This window comes from Trujillonella humicola, from assembly GCF_046233715.1.
GTDB classification, from domain to species: Bacteria; Actinomycetota; Actinomycetes; order Mycobacteriales; family Geodermatophilaceae; genus Trujillonella; species Trujillonella humicola.
The window spans coordinates 99,698-117,840 of record NZ_JBJNRJ010000001.1 but is presented as its reverse complement, the minus strand read 5'-3'; the positions used below and the strand labels follow the sequence as shown (position 1 = coordinate 117,840).

Here is an 18,143-nt window from a genome sequence, read left to right as displayed (position 1 = left end):
GCTCCGCTGCCGTCGTCCCGCCGCCCGCGCCCGTGACCGCCGGTCCGCTGCCCGGATTCGGGCCGGCCGCGGGGAGCAGGACCCCGCCCCGGCGCCTGCTCGACCGGACGCTGGCCCGGCCCAGCACGGCCGCCTGGATCGGCCTGGTCGCGGCCACCGTCTTCTTCGCGCTGCAGGCGCCGGGCCTGGTCAGCGTGGCAGGCCTGGCCGGCGTGCTGAACAGCGCGGCCCCGCTGGGCATCGGGGCCCTCGCCGTCGGGCTGCTGCTGATCTCCGGCCACTTCGACCTGTCGATCGGGATGGTCGCCGGCGCCAGCGCGCTGTGCACCGGCCTGCTCGTCACCCAGGCGGGCTGGGGCATCTGGCCGGCGCTCGGGGCCTCGCTGGCCGCCTCCCTGCTCGTGGGGCTGGTCAACGGGTGGCTCGTGGCGCGCACAGGACTGCCGAGCTTCCTGGTCACCCTGGCCGCTCACCTCGTCCTGCAGGGAGTGGCGCTCGCCGGGACCCGCGCGATCGCCGGGACGACGGTGCTGCAGGGGCTGGACCGCTCCCCGGGGTGGTCCTCGGCGCGCACGGTCTTCGACGCCACCTGGCAGTGGGACCGCGCGACGTTCCACGTGTCGGTCCTGTGGTGGCTGGCGCTCACCGCGCTGGCGGCCTGGGCGCTGTGGCGGACCCGGTTCGGCAACGCCGTCTTCGCCGTGGGCGGGGCCCGGCGCGCCGCCCGGGAGCTCGGTGTCCCGGTCCGGCGCACCACGGTGGCCCTCTTCTGCAGCACCGCGGCGGCCGGCTGGCTGGTGGGCACGCTGGCCCTCGTGCGGATCGGGAGCGCCGAAGCCGATGCCTCGCTCATGCCGGCGGTCGAGTTCATCGTCGTCGCGGTGATCGGTGGCTGCCTGCTCACCGGCGGCTACGGGTCCGTCGTCGGCACCGCGGTCGGCGCGCTGCTCTACGCCGTCGTCCGCTTCGGGGTCACGCTCGCCGGCTGGGACCCGCTGTGGTTCCAGGCCTTCCTCGGCGTGCTGCTGCTGGTGGCCCTCCTCGCCAGCGGCGCCGTCCGCACCCGGCTGCGTTCGGTGCCCCGCTCGTGAGCGACCCCGTGCGGCCCGAGCCGGCCGGGACCACCGCGGCACTGGAGCTGCGCCGGGTGACCGTCCGGTACGGCAGCGTCGCGGCGCTGTCCCGGGTCGGCGCGGCGTTCGCGCCCGGCACGATCACGTGCGTCCTCGGGGAGAACGGCTCGGGCAAGTCGACGCTGGTCTCGGTGCTCTCCGGCCTGACCCGGCCCGACGAGGGAGAGCTGCTGCTCGACGGCCGGCCGGCACGGTTCCGCTCCCCGCGCGACGCCCGGGCGGCCGGGATCGCGACGGTCTGGAACGACCTCGCCGTCGCCCCGCTGCTGTCGGTGTGGCGGAACGTCACGATGGGGGTCGAGCCCACGGTGGGCGTGTGGCCGTTGCGCCGGCTCGACGTCGCCGCGGCGCGCGCCACCGCCGTGCGCGCGCTGGAGCGGGTCGGGCTCGGCGGGGTCGACCCGGACCGGCCGGCGAGCACCCTGCGTCCCGGGGAGCGCCAGGGGCTGGCGATCGCCCGCGCCCTGCACTTCGGATCCCGCGCCCTCGTGGTCGACGAGCCCACCGCGCCCCGCAGCGTGGCCGGGGCCACCCAGGCGGGGCAGGTGCTGCTCGCGGCGCGGGCCGGCGGGCTCGCGGTCGTCGTCGTCACCGCCAACCCGCGCTACGCCCACCTGGTCGGCGACAGCTTCCTGCTGCTCGCCAGCGGTCAGGTGGCCGGCCACCTGACCCGCGAGGACGTCGACGCCGACAGCCTGACCCGTCTCATGGCCGGCGACGACGAGCTGACCGCGCTCACGGCGACGATCCGGCGGACCCACCCCGAGCTCGGCGACCGCTGACGCGCGGCTGTCCGGCTCCGCTGCGGCCGTCGCCGTCAGCGTCCACCTGTGTCGTCGCCCCACGCCCTGCCGACATCACTGCACCGTGACAGCGAGCGGAGCCGCACACCGGCGGGTGGTCGGGGACGGACTGCCGCTGTCCACAGATCCGGGAGAGGGGACCGCCGCAGCGACCGAGCGCAGCAGGGTCGTGCCCGTGCATCTCCTCCTGGACGCCGCGGCCGGCCGGCAGCACGGCGTCGTCAGTTCCCAGGACCTGCGACGAGCCGGGTTCGGCGACGGCGAGGTGCGCACCCTCGTGTCGCGCGGCGAGTGGGTGCGGCTGCGCCGAGGTGCCCACATCTCCGCATCCGCCCTGGCCGCCGCCGCGTCGGCCGGCGCGCGGCACCGGATCGACGCGACCGCCGTGCTGCTCACCCTGGATCGGCCCTCGACGGTCCTGAGCGGCTACTCCGCCGCTGTGCTCCACGGCCTGCCGACGCCCCGCAGCATGCAGGGGTGCGTGACGCTGACCGATCCCCACCAGCACCGGCGGGGATCTGGCTACGAGGCGACGTGCGCGCCGTTGCCGGCGAGCTCCACCGAGCTGGTCTCCGGTCTGCCGGTGACGTCGCTGGCCCGCACCGTCACGGACGTGGCGCGCACCTGGCCGCTCGAAGCCGCTGTGGTGGTCGCCGACGCCGCCCGGTGGCAGGACCGGTTGACCGCCGCCCAGCTCCGGACTGCCGTGGATGATGTCGTCGGATGGCGCGAGCCGCCGCTGCCCGCCGCGTCCGGGACCTGGCTCGCGACGGCGCCGAGTCCCCGCTGGAGACCCGCACCCGCCTGAGGCTCGTGGCGGACGGCGTCCCAGAGCCGCGGCTGCAGGTGACCCTGACCGCCGACGGGGTCACCGCTGAGGTCGACGGGTGGTGGCCCGACGCGGGCGTCGCGATGGAGTGCGACGGCCGGGTCGAGTACCGGGACCCGTGGCGCGGCCGCACGACCGAGGAGGCCCACTGGCGGGAGAAGCGCCGAGCCGAGGTGCTCACCGCTGCCGGTGTCCGCTTCTGGCGGGTCGCCGACGCGGATCTGGGGCGCGGGTGGCCGGCGGCTCTCGCGCGGCGGGAGGCGATGCTGGCCCATCCGCTCCCAGGCACCCGGCGCTTCGACGTGTCCTCCGCGCGACGGTTCCGGCGGACCGGCTGATCGCCGGCCGGCGCCATCCGCCGTCACTCCACAGCGCTGCCGTCGCCGTGCCACCTGACAGCAGCACTGCACGGTGACGGCGTCCTGAGCACGCCGCCGGGCCGGGGACACCACCCCGGCCCGGCGGCCCGCTCAGGCGAAGATGCTCACCCCGCCCGGGCCGACCAGCAGCCCCACCACGATCAGCACGATGCCCCACAGGAGCTGACCGCGCACGATCGCGACGATGCCGGCGATCACGAGGACGACGGCGAGGATCCAGAGCAGTGTTGCCATGACCCACCCACTTCGCGTCGGGGTGCCGGGACGACACCTGGGACACGCAGTGTGACGGCGGACCAGCCGTTCCGCCTGCCGAGATGACGGAGGGTGAGACCTAGGGGGCGAGGCTGGGATCGCAGTCGCGCAGCAGCTGGGTGCAGCGGTCGTGCTCGTCGGCCTCCCCGATCGCCTCGGCCGCCCGGGCCAGCACCGTGACGCAGCGCAGGAAGCCGCGGTTGGGTTCGTGCGCCCACGGCACCGGGCCGAAGCCCTTCCAGCCGTTGCGGCGCAGCGCGTCCAGCCCGCGGTGGTAGCCGGTGCGGGCGTAGGCGTAGGCCTCGATCGTGTCGCGCAGCTGCCGCTCGGGGGAGTCGATCGCCGCCTCGGCCAGCGCCGCCCACGCGGCGCTGTGCGTCGGGTGGTGGGCGGCCACCTCGGCGGCCGGGACCCCCTCGGCCAGCTCGCGGTCGGCCTCGGGGTTGCCCGGCAGCAGGGTCGCCGGCGGCTCGCCCAGCAGGTTGAGGTGGGAGTGCGTCATGCGCTCGTGGACTGGCCGGCCGACAGCAGGTCCTCGCACGCCTGGACGACGCGGGCGGCCATGTGCGTCTCGGCCGCCTTGAGGTAGCTGCGCGGGTCGTAGGTCTTCTTGTTGCCGACCTCGCCGTCGACCTTCAGCACGCCGTCGTAGTTGGTGAACATGTGCCCGGCGATCGGGCGGGTGAAGGCGTACTGGGTGTCGGTGTCGACGTTCATCTTCACCACGCCGTAGGACAGCGCCTCGCGGATCTCCTCCTGCAGCGAGCCCGAACCGCCGTGGAAGACGAAGTTGAACGGCTTGCTGCCCTCGGGCAGGCCCAGCTCGGCGGTGACGACCTCCTGGCCCTGCTTGAGGATCTCCGGGCGCAGCTTGACGTTGCCGGGCTTGTAGACGCCGTGGACGTTCCCGAAGGTGGCGGCCAGCAGGTACACGCCCTTCTCGCCGAGGCCCAGCGCCTTGGCGGTGGCGACGTAGTCGCCGGGGGCGGTGTAGAGCTTGTCGTTGATGTCGTGGCTGACGCCGTCCTCCTCACCGCCGACGACGCCGATCTCGATCTCCAGCACGATCTTGGCCGAGGCGCACCGGGCGATCAGCTCCTCCGCGATGGACAGGTTCTCGTCGAGGTCGACCGCCGAGCCGTCCCACATGTGCGACTGGAACAGCGGGGCCTGGCCGGCGTCGACGCGGTCCTGCGACAGCGCGATGAGCGGGCGGACGTAGGAGTCCAGCTTGTCCTTGGGGCAGTGGTCGGTGTGCAGCGCCACGTTGACCGGGTACTTCTCGGCGACGACGTGGGCGAACTCCGCGAGCGCCACGGCGCCGGTGACCATGTCCTTGACCCGGGTGCCCGAGCCGAACTCGGCGCCCCCGGTGGAGAACTGGATGATCCCGTCGCTGCCGGCGTCGGCGAACCCGCGCAGGGCCGCGTTGATCGTCTCCGAGGAGGTGCAGTTGATGGCCGGGTAGGCGAAGCCGCCCTCCTTCGCCCGGCTGATCATGTCGGCGTAGACCTCAGGGGTCGCGATGGGCATGCGGGGCACTCCTGTCGTCGTCGACTGCGCACTCGTCTCGGGTCAGTATCCCGCTCACCCATGGCCCCGTGGCAGGGGCCCGCGCCGTCGGCCCCGGTGCAGGGGCCCGCGCCGCGCGGAGCGTGGCGTGGGGGGCACCGGGGTCCTTACCCCTGCTCGATCCGGCTGGACACCCGGGCCGCCACCAGGACCGGGTCGTAGGTCGGCGAGAACGGCGGCGCGTACGACAGGTCGGATCCGGCCAGCTCCTCGGCGGTCAGGCCGGCCCAGATGGCCGTGGCGAAGACGTCGATCCGCTTCCCGCTGCCCGGCCCGCCGACGATCTGCGCGCCGAGCAGCAGCCCGGACCCCCGCTCGCTGATCAGCTTGACCGTGATCTCCTCCGCGCCGGGGAAGTAGCCGGCGCGGGTGGTCCCCTCGACCACCTCGGTGCGGACGTCGTAGCCGGCCCGCGCCGCGTGCTCGCTGCCGAGCCCGGTGAGGCCGATCTCGGTCTCCCCCACCTTGGTGAGCGCGGTCCCGAGGACGCCGGCGAAGCGGGCCGGCCGCCCGCCGATCACCGACCCCGCCACCCGGCCCTGCTTGTTGGCGTGCGTGCCCAGCGCGACGTGCACGGCCTCGCCGGTGATGCGGGAGAACGTCTGGGAGCAGTCACCGGCGGCGTAGACCTCCGGGTGGGAGACGCTGCGCTGGGTCCGGTCCACCTCGATCGCGCCGGTGCTGCCCAGCTGCAGCCCGGCGTCGGCGGCCAGCGCCGCCTCCGGCCCCATCCCCAGCCCGAGGACGACGAGGTCGGTGTCGTAGGCCCCCGCGTCGGTCCGCACCGCACGGGCGACGCCGTCGACGTCGGTCTCCACCTCGCGGACCGGCTCCCCGGGACGGACGTCGATGCCCATCGACCCCATCGCCGCGCACACCCGCTCCCCCATGTCCTCGTCGAGCTGGGCCATCGGCAGCGGGTCGGCGAGGACCACGGTGACCTCGAGCCCCCGCGCGTGCAGGACCTCGGCCATCTCCAGGCCGATGTACCCCCCGCCGAGGACGACGGCCCGGCGGGCCCCGGCGGCGATCGCGGCGCGGATGTCGGCGCCGTCGGCCAGCCGGTGGACGCCGTGCACGCCCGCGGCGTCCAGGCCGGGGATCGGCGGACGCGCGGGCCGGCCCCCGGTGGCGACCACCAGCCGGTCGTAGCCGAGCACCTCCCCATCCGAGGTGCGCACGGTTCCCGCCGCGAGGTCGATCGCCTCGGCGCGGGTGCGCATCCGCACGTCGATGTCCTGGGCGGCGAAGTCCGCCGGGGTCCGGGCGATCAGCCGGTCGCGGTCGCTCACGAGGTCGCCGATCCAGTAGGGGATGCCGCAGGCGGAGTAGGACACGTCCGGGCCCTGCTCCAGCACGGTGATGCACAGCTCGGGACGCAGGCGACGGGCCTGCGCCGCCGCGGACATCCCGGCAGCGTCCCCGCCGACGACGAGCAAGCGGTCTGCTCTCATGCGGCTCAGCGTGTCAGGCGGCCCTCCGGCGGGCGACGCAGCACCTTGCCCGGGTTGAGCAGGCCGGTCGGGTCCAGCGCGTCCTTGATCGAGCGGTGCACCTCCAGCGACACCGGGCCGACCTCCCGCTCCAGCCAGTCGACCTTGAGCGAGCCGACGCCGTGCTCCCCGGTGACCGTGCCGCCCAGCGAGAGCCCCAGCTCCAGGATGTCGTCGAAGGCGGCGAACGCCCGCTCGCGCTGGCCGGCGTCGGCGGGGTCGAAGCAGATGGTCGGGTGCATGTTGCCGTCCCCGGCGTGCCCGACGACGCCGATGGTCAGCGCCCGCCCGGCGGCGATCGCGTCGCAGCCGTCGAGGAAGGTGGCGATCGCCGAGCGGGGGACGGCGACGTCGTCGATGAGCGTGCTGCCCAGCTGCTCCAGCGCCGGCAGCGCCATCCGGCGGGCGGCGAGCAGCAGATCGCCCTCGGCCGGGTCGTCGGTGGTGTGCACGAGGTCGGCACCGGCCTCCCGGCACAGGGCGGCGAGCGCCTCGATCTCGGCGAGGGCCGCGGTCCCGCCGGTGTCGGACTGGGCGACCAGCAGCGCGTGGGCCTCGCGGTCGAGGTCGGCGCGCAGCAGGTCGTCGACGGCGCGGATGCAGGTGTTGTCCATGACCTCCAGCAGGCTGGGCACCAGGCCGGTGGTCACCACCCGCTCCACCACCTGGCCGGTCTGCGCGGTGGTGGCGAACGTGGCCGCCAGGGTGACCGGCCGCTGCGGCGCGGGGCGCAGGGCGAGGGTGGCCTCGGTGATCACGCCCAGCGTGCCCTCCGAGCCGACGAACAACCGGGCCAAGTCGTACCCGGCGACGCCCTTGACCGTGCGGCGCCCGGTGCGCAGCACCCGGCCGTCGGCGAGGACGAGCTCCAGGCCCAGCACGTAGTCGGTCGTGACGCCGTACTTGACGCAGCACAGGCCGCCGGAGTTGGTGGAGAGGTTGCCGCCGATCGTGCACCAGTCGTAGCTGGAGGGGTCGGGTGGGTAGAACAGCCCGTGCCCGGCGACGGCGTCGCGCAGCTGCTTGTTCACCACGCCCGGCTGGACGACGGCGAGCCGGTCGGCCGGGGACACCTCGAGGACGGCGTCCATCCGGGTCATGACGAGCGTGATGGCGCCGTCGACGGCGTTGCTGGCGCCGGCGAGCCCCGAGCCCGCTCCTCGGGGGACGACCGGGACGCCGTGCCGGTGCGCGATCCGCATGACCGCGGCGACGTCGGCCGTGCAGCGGGGGAACACCACGGCGGCGGGTGTGCCCGCCTCGGCGAGCATGGCCTGGTCGCGGGCGTAGGAGGCGGTGACGTCCGGGTCGGTGAGCACGCTGCCGGCGCCGAGCGCGTCGACCAGCTCGGCGATCCACGCCGTGGTCACTGTGGTCACGGACACACGGTACGGCGGCCGGTCGCCCGGACCGGCGGTCCGCTACGCCAGGCCGAGATCGGCCAGGGTGAACGCGGCGCGGTACTCCAGCCCGGCCTCCTCGACCGCCGCCCGGCCACCCCGGTCGACGACGACGGCGACGGCGATCGGCTCGGCCCCGGCCTCGCGCAGCGCCTCGACGGCGGTCAGCGGGCTGCTGCCGGTGGTGGACACGTCCTCGACGACCAGCACCGAGCGCCCGGCGACGTCCGGCCCCTCGATCCGCCGCTGGAGCCCGTGCGCCTTGCCGGCCTTGCGGACCACGCAGGCGTCGAGGAAACCCTCGCCCTGGGCGGCGGCGTGCAGCATCGCCGTCGCCACGGGGTCGGCCCCCAGGGTCAGGCCGCCGACCACGTCGTAGCGCAGGTCGCCGGTCAGCTGCCGCATGACCCGGCCGACGAGCGGGGCACCCTCGTGGTGGAGGGTCAGCCGGCGCATGTCGATGTACCAGTCGGCTTCGCGGCCGGAGGAGAGCGTCACCCTCCCGTGCACGACCGCCAGGTCGACGACGAGCTCGAGCAGCCGGTCGCGATCGGGGTGACCGGCCCCGTTCCGGGGGCCCGCCCCGAAGGACGAGGGGTGCGGGGGAACGGGGTCCTCGTGCATGCGGCCGACCCTACTGAGGGACGACCGTGCGGCCGTGCGCTCCTCCCGGCTCCGCCTCGTCGCCGACCGGCCGGGACGCACGACGGCCCGGCCCCCACGAGGGGAGCCGGGCCGCTGCGTGCCTCTGCAGGGTCCCGCCGCGGGCGTGCGAGCGGTGGGGGTCCTCGCTCTGGCGGCGGGGCTCAGGCGGCGGGCGCCAGGACCTGGTCGATGATGTAGACGGTCGCGTTGGAGGTCTGCACGTTGCCGCAGATGACCGAGGCCTGGGTCTGGGTGACGGTGCCGTCGATCGTGAACGCCTCGCCGGACCCGGCGATGGTCACCTCGTCGCCGTTGAGCGTGGTGTGGGTGCCGGCCAGCTCGTCGGGCGCCATGCGGCCCTCGATGACGTGGTGGGTCAGGATCGCGGTCAGCTGGGCGTTGTCGGCCAGGACGGCCTGGAGCTGGTCGGCCGGGATGGCCTCGAACGCCGGGTTCGCCGGTGCCAGCACCGTGATGTCCTGCGCGCTGTTGAGCGTGTCGACGAGGTTGGCGACGCCGACCGCCTCGACCAGCGTGGACAGGGCCGGGTTGTTGCCGGCCGCCGTCGCCACCGGGTCGTCGGCCATCCCGGTGAAGCTGCCCTCGCCCTCGGTCGGGACCGCGGTGCACCCGGCACCGAAGGGCTCCTCGGCCATGGCCGGGTCGGAGGAGGGGGCGCTCGTCATGCCCTCGTCGGCGGGGGTGCTGGTCGCGGTCGAGCCGGTGTCCGCGGCGGTGTCGTCGGCGTCGTCGGCCCCGCACGCGGCCATGCCGAGCGCGAGGGTCGAGGCGGCCGCCAGCATCACGCCGCGGGTCAGGGTGCGCTTCACGAGGTGCTCCATCTCTTCCTGTGCGGCGCCGGGGTCACGGGCGCCGCGGGGCGGGTGGTGCTCTCCCCGGGCCCGACGGACGGGTCGGGGACGGCGTCTGCGGCCGGGAGGCCGAGACGGGTCCTGGGGTGGTGCGGGCGGGACGGCTAGGTCGCGATCACCCGTATCGAGTGCAGGCCGGTCGCGCCCGAGGGGAACGGCGTGGCCCGCTCGGCGGTCTGCACCTCGCCGTCGGCCGTCGTGGCCCGCACGGTGAGCTGGTAGCTGCCGGGAGCGAAGTCGTGCGGCAGCACCCACTGGCGCCACACGTCGGCGTCGACCTCGGGCGAGAGGTCGGCCTCGAGCCAGTCCCCGTCGTCGATGCGGACCTCCACCCGGCCGATGCCGCGGGTCTGCGCCCACGCGACCCCGGCGATCGGCCGGCGTCCGGCGGGGAACCGCCGCAGCGGCGCCGGGGTGTCGATGCGGGAGGCGACCTTGATCGGTCCTTCCTGAGCCCACTCCCGCTGGACCCAGTAGGCGTCGAAGGCGTCGAACGTCGTCGCCTCGATGCCGACCAGCCACTTGCAGGCCGACACGTAGCCGTAGAGCCCCGGGATGATCATGCGCACCGGGAAACCGTGCTCGACGGGCAGCGGCTCGCCGTTCATCCCGATGGCGAGCATCGCGTCCTCGACGTCGAGCGCGGAGCGCGTCGGCGCCCCGATCGTCATGCCGTCGCTGGAGCGGCAGACCAGCTGGGTGGAGTCGCCGGAGACGCCGTTCTCGCGGAGGAACGTGCCCAGCGGGACGCCGAGCCACCGGGCGGTCCCGGCCAGCCCCCCGCCGACCTCGTTGGAGACGCAGGTCAGCGTGATGTCCCGCTCGACGAGGTCGTCGCGGCCGTACAGGTCGGCCAGGGAGTACGTCGAGGCGGAGTCGAACGAGCCGGTCAGCTCGAGCCGGTAGTCCGAGGGCTTGATCTGCGGAACGGTGATGGCGGTGTCGACCCGGTAGAAGTCGCCGTTGCGGGTGACCAGCGGGGTCAGGCCCTCGACGGTCCCGGACAGATCGGCGCCGCCGGGCAGCGGGGGCGCCGGCGACGCGGGCGCGGGCAGGGTCAGGTCGGCGCGCTCGCCGCTGACGTCGAAGCGGCGCTGCAGCAGGTACCCGCCGCCGCCGGTCACCGCGGCGACGCCGAGGGCGGCGCCGCTGGTGAGGAAGAAGCCGCGGCGGTCCAGGCCCTTGCGGTCGCCGGCGGTGCCCAGCGCCTGGCGGAGGCGGTCGACCGCGGTCTCGTCCGCGTGCCGCCCCACCGCCGCCGACGCGTCCGCCGGCTGCCGGGTGCGCGGGAGGACCGGCGCTCCGGTCAGCGGGCGCAGCAGGAGCAGCAGCGCGAGGACGCCGGCACCGGCGCCGGCGACCGAGGGCAGCCAGGCGAGGGTCTCGGCGGCGGGGCGGCTGGCCGCGGCCCACGCGCCCAGGACGCCGAACACCGCGACACCCACCACACCCACGACGCGCCACCGCAGCGCCAGCACGCCGACCACCAGGGCGTAGAGGGCGACGACCACGAGGGTGCCGGCGACGAGCGCGATCTTGTCGTTCTCGCCGAACGTCGAGATGGCGAACTGCTTCACCGACTCGGGCACGAGGGTGATGACCGTGTCGCCGACCGCGACCACGGGGGCCGTCGACGGTCCGGTGGCCGCCGACACCAGCTGCGCGACGCCGAGCGCGACGGCGGCGGCCAGCAGGCCGGCCAGCGCGGCGAGCAGGCGCCGCGCCCACCGGCCGGGACGCCCCGCGGGGGCGTCGTCGGCGGCGGGCGCAGGGGCCTGCTCGAGGGTGGTCACGGAGGGTCTTCGCCCGGTGGGGCCCGTTCGGTTCATCACGGTTGGGTCACGATGCCCGGACGGGCCCCTCCCGACCAGGCCTCGGCGCGCGCCGATCCCGGGCTCAGCGCGCGCCGTCCCGGGCTCAGCGCATCGCGCGGCGGCGCTGCGTCTCGTGCCGGTACCAGTCCGAGGAGGGCTTCAGCGCCAGGGCGACGACGCCGACGAGCGTGAGGAACCACGAGAAGACCGCCATGGACGTGAGGAAGCCGTCGGCTCCCGTGGCGGTGCCGCCGCCGAGACCGGCGAGCCCGAACACCACCGTGAGGCCGCCCAGGACGAACAGCACGATGCGGGCCCAGTTGCGCCCCTGCCAGGCGAACCAGATGAACAGCGCCTGCAGCGCCACGATCAGCAGCCCGAGGACGATGCCCACGGTCAGGGCCGTGCGGGCGACGTCCTCGGTGATCGACGGGTCCTGGGCCTGCAGCTCGTCGATGAACCCGTCGGTGTCGGAGAACTGCACGACGGCCGAGACCAGGCCGAGGACCAGCGTGGCCACGAAGGCACCGATCCCGACCCGGACGGTCGTCGGCCGCTCCATCGGCTCGGGCGGCGGACCGCCCCAGCCGGGCGGCGCCGACGGCGCCGGCCCGTAGCCGCCGTACGGGGGCTGCTGGCCGGGGTACCCCGGCGGCCCCTGCGGCGGCTGCTGGCCGGGGTACCCCGGCGGCCCCGGCGGCGGCTGCCGCCAGCCCTGCTGGTCGGGACCTTCCTGTCCTGCCGTCATGTCCACTCCCTACCCGCGCCGGTGTGCTCCCCCGATCAAAGACCACGGCCGGCCGGGGCGCCGAGTTCCGCCGCCCCGGCGGGCGTGGCGCCCTCCGGGGCGGCGGCCGGAGCCGGTGGGGGGACGGGGTCCTCCATCAGCCGCGGCGGACGACGAGCCCCTCGACGGACAGGTCGTCCGGCGCGTCCACGAGGACCTGGTCGCCGTCGCGGATGTCGCCGGCCAGCAGCGCCCGGGCGAGCTGGTCGCCGATCGCCGACTGCACGAGCCGGCGCAGCGGTCGGGCGCCGTACACGGGGTCGAAGCCGTTGAGCGCCAGCCACTCGCGCGCGGCGTCGGTGACGCTCAGGGTGAGCCGCCGGGCGGCCAGCCGCCGCGCCAGCACGTCGACCTGGATGTCGACGATGCCGGTCAGCTCCTCGCTGCCCAGCGCCCGGAACACCACGACGTCGTCCAGCCGGTTGAGGAACTCGGGCTTGAAGTGCCCCCGCACGACGCCCAGCACGGCCTCCCGGCGCTGCCCCTCGGGCACCGACTGGTCGGCGATGAGCTGGGAGCCCAGGTTCGACGTCAGGATCAGGATGGTGTTGCGGAAGTCGACCGTGCGGCCCTGGCCGTCGGTGAGCCGGCCGTCGTCGAGCACCTGGAGCAGCACGTCGAAGACGTCGGGGTGGGCCTTCTCCACCTCGTCGAGCAGGACGACGGTGTACGGACGCCGCCGCACCGCCTCGGTGAGCTGGCCGCCGGCCTCGTAGCCCACGTAGCCGGGCGGGGCGCCGACCAGCCGCGCGACCGAGTGCTTCTCGGAGTACTCGCTCATGTCGATGCGGACCATCGCCCGCTCGTCGTCGAACAGGAACTCCGCCAGGGCCTTGGCCAGCTCGGTCTTGCCCACCCCGGTGGGCCCGAGGAAGAGGAACGAACCGGTCGGCCGGTCGGGGTCGGCGACGCCGGAGCGCGCCCGGCGCACGGCGTCGGAGACCGCCCGCACGGCGTCCGGCTGGCCGACCACCCGCCGGCCGAGCTCGTCCTCCATGCGCAGCAGCTTCTGGGTCTCGCCCTCGAGCAGCCGGCCGGCCGGGATGCCGGTCCAGGCCTGGACGACGTCGGCGATGTCGTCGGGGCCGACCTCCTCCTTGAGCATCGCGGCTCCGCCCTGCGCGAGGGCGGCCACCGACGCCTCGGCCTCGGTCAAGGCCTTCTCCAGCTGCGGGATGCGCCCGTAGCGCAGCTCGGCGACATGGGCCAGGTCACCCTCGCGCTCGGCACGCTCGGCATCGGTGCGGACCCGCTCCAGCTCCTCCTTGATCTGCTGGATGCGGACGATGGCGTTCTTGTCCTGCTGCCAGCGCGCGGTGAGCTCGTCGAGCTGCTGGCGGCGGTCGGCGAGGTCGGCACGCAGGGCGGCCAGCCGTTCGACCGAGGAGGGGTCGTCCTCCTTGGCCAGCGCCATCTCCTCGATCTCCAGCCGGCGGACGGCGCGCTCGACCTCGTCCACCTCGACCGGCCGGCTGTCGATCTCCATCCGCAGCCGGCTCGCGGCCTCGTCGACCAGGTCGATGGCCTTGTCCGGCAGGAACCGGGCCGTGACGTACCGGTCCGACAGCGCGGCGGCGGCGACGATCGCGGCGTCGGTGATGCGCACGCCGTGGTGCACCTCGTACCGCTCCTTGAGCCCGCGCAGGATGCCGATCGTGTCCTCGACGGAGGGCTCGCCGACCAGCACCTGCTGGAAGCGGCGCTCCAGCGCCGCGTCCTTCTCGATGTGCTCCCGGTACTCGTCGAGCGTCGTCGCGCCGACCATCCGCAGCTCGCCGCGCGCCAGCATGGGCTTGATCATGTTGCCGGCGTCCATCGCCGACTCCCCGGTCGCGCCGGCGCCGACGATCGTGTGCAGCTCGTCGATGAACGTGACGACCTGCCCCTCGGCCTCGGTGATCTCCTGCAGGACGGCCTTGAGCCGCTCCTCGAACTCACCGCGGTACTTCGCCCCGGCCACCATCGCCCCCAGGTCGAGCGCCATGAGGCGCTTGCCCTTGAGGCTCTCCGGGACGTCGCCGGCGACGATCCGCTGGGCCAGCCCCTCGACGATCGCCGTCTTGCCGACGCCGGGCTCACCGATGAGGACCGGGTTGTTCTTGGTCCGCCGGGACAGGACCTGCACCACGCGGCGGATCTCGGTGTCCCGGCCGATGACCGGGTCGATCTTCCCCTCCCGGGCGCGCTCGGTCAGGTCGACGGCGAACTTCTCCAGGGCCTGGAAGGTGCTCTCCGGGTCGGGGGTGGTGACCTTGCGGTTGCCGCGGACGGTCCGGAAGGCGGCCAGCAGGGCCTCGCGCGTCGCGCCCGCGCCGGTGAGCACGGTGGCCGCCTCGCCCTCGCTGCCGGCGAGACCGACCAGCAGGTGCTCGGTGGAGACGAACTCGTCGCCCAGGGCGCTCGCCTGCTCGCCGGCGGCGTTCAGGGTGCGCAGGAACTCGCGGGACGGCGACGGGGCGGGCACGGTGGCGCCGCTGACGCTGGGCAGCCGCCGCACCGCGGCCTCGGCCTTGGCGCGGACGTCCGCCGGGTCGGCACCCGTGGCCTGCAGCAGCGGGCCGGCGATGCCGTCGGTCTGCTCGAGGAGGGCGACCAGCAGGTGCAGGGGCTCCAGCGCGGCCTGGCCGCGGTCGACGGCCAGCCGCTGCGCGGCGGCGACGGCCTCCTGCGAACGGGTGGTGAGCTTGCTCTGCGCCATCGGGGGCGGGGTCCTTCCGCGTTCGAGGCCGGGGTTCCCGGCCGGTTCGATCGCTCCAACGAACTCAGGGTTGAGTCTGTTCCGCTCAACCCTGCCGCGTCCAGCCGCTGCACCGCCCGGCGCGCCCATGGTGTGACGCACGACTCACCCCGGAGTGCATCCGTGACCGCGCCGAGAAAGGAAGAGTGCAATTCGGCCGTAGACTCGCGGTCATGACGCGCCTGCCGGCCCCCAGCGTCCTCCTCGAGGACCAGCTGTGCTTCGCCCTCTACGCCGCGTCGCGCGCCCTCACGGCGCGGTACCGGCCGCAGCTCGACGACATCGGGCTGACCTATCCCCAGTACCTCGTGATGATGCTGCTGTGGGAAGAGGACAACCAGACGGTGGGCCAGCTCGGCACCCGGCTGAATCTCGACAGCGGCACCCTCTCCCCGCTGCTCAAGCGGCTCACGGCGGCCGGCCTGGTCACCCGGCACCGCCGGGTGGAGGACGAGCGCTCGGTGGCGATCGCGCTCACCGAGCAGGGGCGCGCGCTGCGCGAGCGCGGCCTGGCCATCAACCAGGACATGCTGTGCGCCCTCGAGCTCGACGTCGACGACTTCGGCGCCCTGAAGTCCCAGCTCGAGACGCTCATCGAGCGGGTCGGCACGGCCGGGCGCCCCGCCTGACGGCTCCGGTTGCACCCTGCCCGACCGGGTAGGGCCCGGGTCAGCGCCGCCCGGACCGGGCGGCCCGACCCTGGAGGAGAGCCATGCCCTCTCGTAGCGCCCGCACGGCCTGGAACGGCACCCTGCAGGAGGGGTCCGGCCAGGTGGAGCTGTCGAGCTCGAAGGCGGGGACCTTCGACGTCAGCTTCCCCAAGCGCGCAGCCGACGAGGCGGGTGGCACCACCAGCCCCGAGGAGCTCATCGCCGCCGCGCACTCGTCGTGCTTCGCGATGGCCCTGTCCAGCGAGATCGGCAAGGCCGGCGGCACCCCGCAGGCGCTGGAGATCGGCGCCGAGGTGACGCTCGGCCAGCAGGACGGCGCGCCGACCATCACGACGATCCACCTCACGGTGCGCGGCGAGGTCGAGGGACTGGACGCCGCCGGCTTCGAGCGGGCCGCCCAGGCCGCCAAGGCCGGGTGCCCGGTGAGCAAGGCGCTCGCCGGCGTCGGCGAGATCACCCTCGAGGCCACGCTGGACTGAGCGACGACGGCCCGCACCCCTCCGGGGGCGCGGGCCGTCGCGGCCCCGTCGCAGGGGCCCGCCGGGAGCGGTCGGGGGCGAGGGGCCCTCCGTCAGCGGGCGAGGACCGGCTCCGCCTCCTGCGGGGCCGGGGCCTCGGCGCGCAGCCGCTCCTCGCCGCTCTCCGTCCGCAGGGCCACCTCCCGGATGAGGACGACGGCCGCGGCGGCGACCACGGCGACCAGGCCCGAGACCAGGAAGATGCGGCCCGTCGCGTCCCCGTAGGAGACGGCGATCAGCTCGCGGATCGCCGGTGGCGCGTCGGCCAGGTCGGCCAGCCCGACGTCGCCCGGAGCACCGGCACCCCGGGGCAGCCCCTCGGTGATCAGCGTGCCGACGCGAGCGCTCAGGACCGCACCCAGGACCGAGACGCCGATCGTGCCGCCCAGGCTGCGGAAGAAGGCCACCGCCGAGCTCGCCGCGCCCAGGTCCTGGGCGGCCACGGTGTTCTGCACCGCCAGCACCAGGTTCTGCATGGTCATGCCGATCCCGGTGCCGAGCACGAAGAGGAACACGCCCAGCAGGGGCATCGCCGTCTCGTGGTCGATCGTGCCCAGCAGCCCGAAGCCGGCGACGACGGTGAGCGAACCGGCCACCAGGTACCGCTTCCACCGGCCGTACCGGGTGATGAGGATGCCCGACACCGTGGAGGAGACCAGCAGCCCGGCGACCATCGGGATGGTCAGCAGGCCGGCCGCCGTCGGCGAGTAGCCGCGGGAGATCTGCAGGTACTGGCTCAGGAAGACCGACGAACCGAACATGGCCACGCCGATGGCCATGCTCGCCACGATCGCCAGCGTGGTGGTGCGGTCGCGGAACAGCCGCAGCGGCACGACGGGCTCGCGCGCCCTCAGCTCGGTCACCACGAAGGCCACCACGGCCAGCACGCCGCCGGTGAGGAACAGCGCCGTCTCGGTCGAGGCCCAGGCGAACGCATCGCCGGCGAGCGTGACCCAGATGAGCAGGGTCGAGACGCCGGCGGCGAGGAACGCCGCGCCGAGGTAGTCGATGCGCACCTCGCGCCTGGTCACCGGCAGGTGCAGCGTCCGCTGCAGCAGGACCAGCGCGACGGCTGCGAAGGGCACGCCGACGTAGAAGCACCAGCGCCAGCCCAGCCAGCTGGTGTCGACCAGCAGCCCGCCCAGCAGCGGGCCGCCGACCGTGGCCACCGCCATGACGCCGCCGAGCAGTCCGGCGTACCGGCCACGCTCGCGTGGGCTGATCATCGCCGCCATGGCGATCTGCACCAGCGCCTGGAGGCCGCCGAGGCCCAGGCCCTGGAGGACGCGCCAGGCGATGAGCGACTCCACCGACTGCGCGAGCCCGGCGAGCATCGACCCGGCGATGAAGACGACGATCGCCAGCTGGATCAGCAGCTTCTTGCTGAACAGGTCGGCGAGCTTGCCCCAGATCGGGGTGGAGGCCGTGGAGGCCAGCAACGTCGCGGTGACGACCCAGGTGTACTGGCTCTGCGACCCCCGCAGGTCGGTGATGATCGTGGGCAGGGCGTTGGTGACCACGGTCGAGGACAGGAACGCCACGAACATCGCGAGCAACATGCCCGAGAGCGCCTCGAGGATCTGGCGGTGGCTCATCCGGCCCTGCTGCTCCACGGGGGCCGGTGCGTCGACGGTGCTGGTCACGGTTCTCCCGGTCGGGACGGGTGCGGTCGGTGCGGGGAGGGCGGCACGCGCGGGTGCGGTCGTCACGAGGCGACCCGGACGGTCGCGGGACGGCAGGTGGCCGCCGCCAGGTCGTCGACGAGGCGCTCGACGAGCGCGGAGAGGAGGACGGCGTCGTCCTCGTCCCAGCCACCCAGCGCCGAGGCCGCCCACTCGGTGCGCAGCGCGCGCGTGGTCGTCAGCGCCACGGTTCCCGCGTCGCTCAGCCGCAGGAGGGTGGCGCGCCCGTCCGCCGGATCGGGGCGCCGCTCGACGTGGCCGGCCCGCTCGAGGGCGGCCACCTGGCGGCTGGCGACCGAGACGTCGATGCCGGCGGCGGTGGCCAGCCCGCTGCACCGCTGCTCTCCCCCGCTCTCGAGCCGGACCAGCAGGGCCCAGCCGGAGGAGGGGAGGTCGCCGTACAGGGCGTCCGCCGCGCGGACACCCAGGTGACGCCCGGTACGGATGAGCTGCGAGAGGCCGGTGGTGAGCCGGTCCCGGGTCTCGCGGGTGGTGGGCATGGGGGTCCTCACGCGTCATGTACTTGCTGACAGCAACCATACGCCTAGTTGG

General features: G+C 74.6%; 18 protein-coding genes. 6 read left to right on the top strand and 12 right to left on the bottom strand.

The window, feature by feature from the left end; genetic code table 11:
• Positions 1–32: 32 nt before the first annotated feature.
• From ACK586_RS00595 to ACK586_RS00580, 4 genes are all read left to right on the top strand, one after another.
• Positions 33–1,091, top strand: coding sequence for an ABC transporter permease (locus tag ACK586_RS00595; protein ID WP_409328517.1), 1,059 nt, complete (start codon positions 33–35; stop codon positions 1,089–1,091).
• Positions 1,088–1,915 carry an ATP-binding cassette domain-containing protein gene (locus tag ACK586_RS00590; RefSeq protein WP_409328516.1) on the top strand — a complete coding sequence of 276 codons (828 nt, stop codon included), beginning with the start codon at positions 1,088–1,090 and terminating at the stop codon, positions 1,913–1,915. Before ACK586_RS00595 ends, ACK586_RS00590 begins: the two co-directional genes overlap by 4 nt.
• 196 nt (positions 1,916–2,111) lie before the next feature.
• Positions 2,112–2,744 (top strand): type IV toxin-antitoxin system AbiEi family antitoxin domain-containing protein, encoded by a 633-nt coding sequence (locus ACK586_RS00585; protein WP_409328515.1) that lies wholly within the window; start codon positions 2,112–2,114, stop codon positions 2,742–2,744.
• Positions 2,745–2,749: 5 nt separating this feature from the next.
• On the top strand, positions 2,750–3,103 hold the full coding sequence (locus ACK586_RS00580; RefSeq protein ID WP_409328514.1) for a hypothetical protein: 354 nt from the start codon (positions 2,750–2,752) through the stop codon (positions 3,101–3,103).
• Between the two features lie 132 nt (positions 3,104–3,235).
• On the opposite strand, the gene ACK586_RS00575 is transcribed toward ACK586_RS00580, so the two are convergent.
• From ACK586_RS00575 to clpB, 10 genes are all read right to left on the bottom strand, one after another.
• Positions 3,236–3,379 carry a GPGG-motif small membrane protein gene (locus ACK586_RS00575; protein WP_409328513.1) on the bottom strand — a complete coding sequence of 48 codons (144 nt, stop codon included), beginning with the start codon at positions 3,377–3,379 and terminating at the stop codon, positions 3,236–3,238.
• A 100-nt stretch (positions 3,380–3,479) separates the two neighbouring features.
• Entirely contained in the window at positions 3,480–3,902 is a 423-nt protein-coding gene (locus ACK586_RS00570; protein ID WP_409328512.1) for a DUF3151 domain-containing protein, read from the bottom strand.
• On the bottom strand, positions 3,899–4,933 hold the full coding sequence (gene fbaA, locus ACK586_RS00565) for a class II fructose-bisphosphate aldolase (protein WP_409328511.1): 1,035 nt from the start codon (positions 4,931–4,933) through the stop codon (positions 3,899–3,901). Before fbaA ends, ACK586_RS00570 begins: the two co-directional genes overlap by 4 nt.
• Positions 4,934–5,079: 146 nt before the next feature.
• Positions 5,080–6,426, bottom strand: a complete 1,347-nt coding sequence (locus ACK586_RS00560; RefSeq protein WP_409328510.1) for an FAD-dependent oxidoreductase — start codon at positions 6,424–6,426, stop codon at positions 5,080–5,082.
• Positions 6,427–6,431: 5 nt separating this feature from the next.
• Positions 6,432–7,844, bottom strand: a complete 1,413-nt coding sequence (locus tag ACK586_RS00555) for an FAD-binding oxidoreductase (protein ID WP_409328509.1) — start codon at positions 7,842–7,844, stop codon at positions 6,432–6,434.
• 42 nt (positions 7,845–7,886) lie between these two features.
• Positions 7,887–8,489, bottom strand: a complete 603-nt coding sequence (gene pyrE / locus ACK586_RS00550) for an orotate phosphoribosyltransferase (RefSeq protein WP_409328508.1) — start codon at positions 8,487–8,489, stop codon at positions 7,887–7,889.
• A 182-nt stretch (positions 8,490–8,671) separates the two neighbouring features.
• Positions 8,672–9,340 (bottom strand): fasciclin domain-containing protein, encoded by a 669-nt coding sequence (locus tag ACK586_RS00545; protein WP_409328507.1) that lies wholly within the window; start codon positions 9,338–9,340, stop codon positions 8,672–8,674.
• Between the two features lie 146 nt (positions 9,341–9,486).
• Positions 9,487–11,175 carry a molybdopterin-dependent oxidoreductase gene (locus ACK586_RS00540; RefSeq protein ID WP_409328506.1) on the bottom strand — a complete coding sequence of 563 codons (1,689 nt, stop codon included), beginning with the start codon at positions 11,173–11,175 and terminating at the stop codon, positions 9,487–9,489.
• A 124-nt stretch (positions 11,176–11,299) separates the two neighbouring features.
• On the bottom strand, positions 11,300–11,944 hold the full coding sequence (locus tag ACK586_RS00535; protein ID WP_409328505.1) for a hypothetical protein: 645 nt from the start codon (positions 11,942–11,944) through the stop codon (positions 11,300–11,302).
• A 136-nt stretch (positions 11,945–12,080) separates the two neighbouring features.
• Positions 12,081–14,681: an ATP-dependent chaperone ClpB gene (clpB, locus tag ACK586_RS00530; protein ID WP_409328504.1), complete on the bottom strand. Its 2,601-nt coding sequence runs from the start codon at positions 14,679–14,681 to the stop codon at positions 12,081–12,083.
• Between the two features lie 212 nt (positions 14,682–14,893).
• Here clpB and ACK586_RS00525 point away from each other — a divergent pair, with 212 nt between their 5' ends.
• Positions 14,894–15,349 carry a MarR family winged helix-turn-helix transcriptional regulator gene (locus tag ACK586_RS00525; protein WP_409328503.1) on the top strand — a complete coding sequence of 152 codons (456 nt, stop codon included), beginning with the start codon at positions 14,894–14,896 and terminating at the stop codon, positions 15,347–15,349.
• An 83-nt stretch (positions 15,350–15,432) separates the two neighbouring features.
• On the top strand, positions 15,433–15,870 hold the full coding sequence (locus ACK586_RS00520) for an OsmC family peroxiredoxin (protein WP_409328502.1): 438 nt from the start codon (positions 15,433–15,435) through the stop codon (positions 15,868–15,870).
• A gap of 92 nt (positions 15,871–15,962) precedes the next feature.
• Here the strand turns inward: ACK586_RS00520 and ACK586_RS00515 are convergent, their stop codons facing one another.
• Positions 15,963–17,552: an MFS transporter gene (locus ACK586_RS00515; protein WP_409328501.1), complete on the bottom strand. Its 1,590-nt coding sequence runs from the start codon at positions 17,550–17,552 to the stop codon at positions 15,963–15,965.
• A 62-nt stretch (positions 17,553–17,614) separates the two neighbouring features.
• A complete protein-coding gene (locus ACK586_RS00510) occupies positions 17,615–18,091 on the bottom strand; it encodes a MarR family winged helix-turn-helix transcriptional regulator (RefSeq protein WP_409328500.1) in 477 nt (158 codons plus the stop codon).
• Positions 18,092–18,143 lie beyond the last annotated feature (52 nt).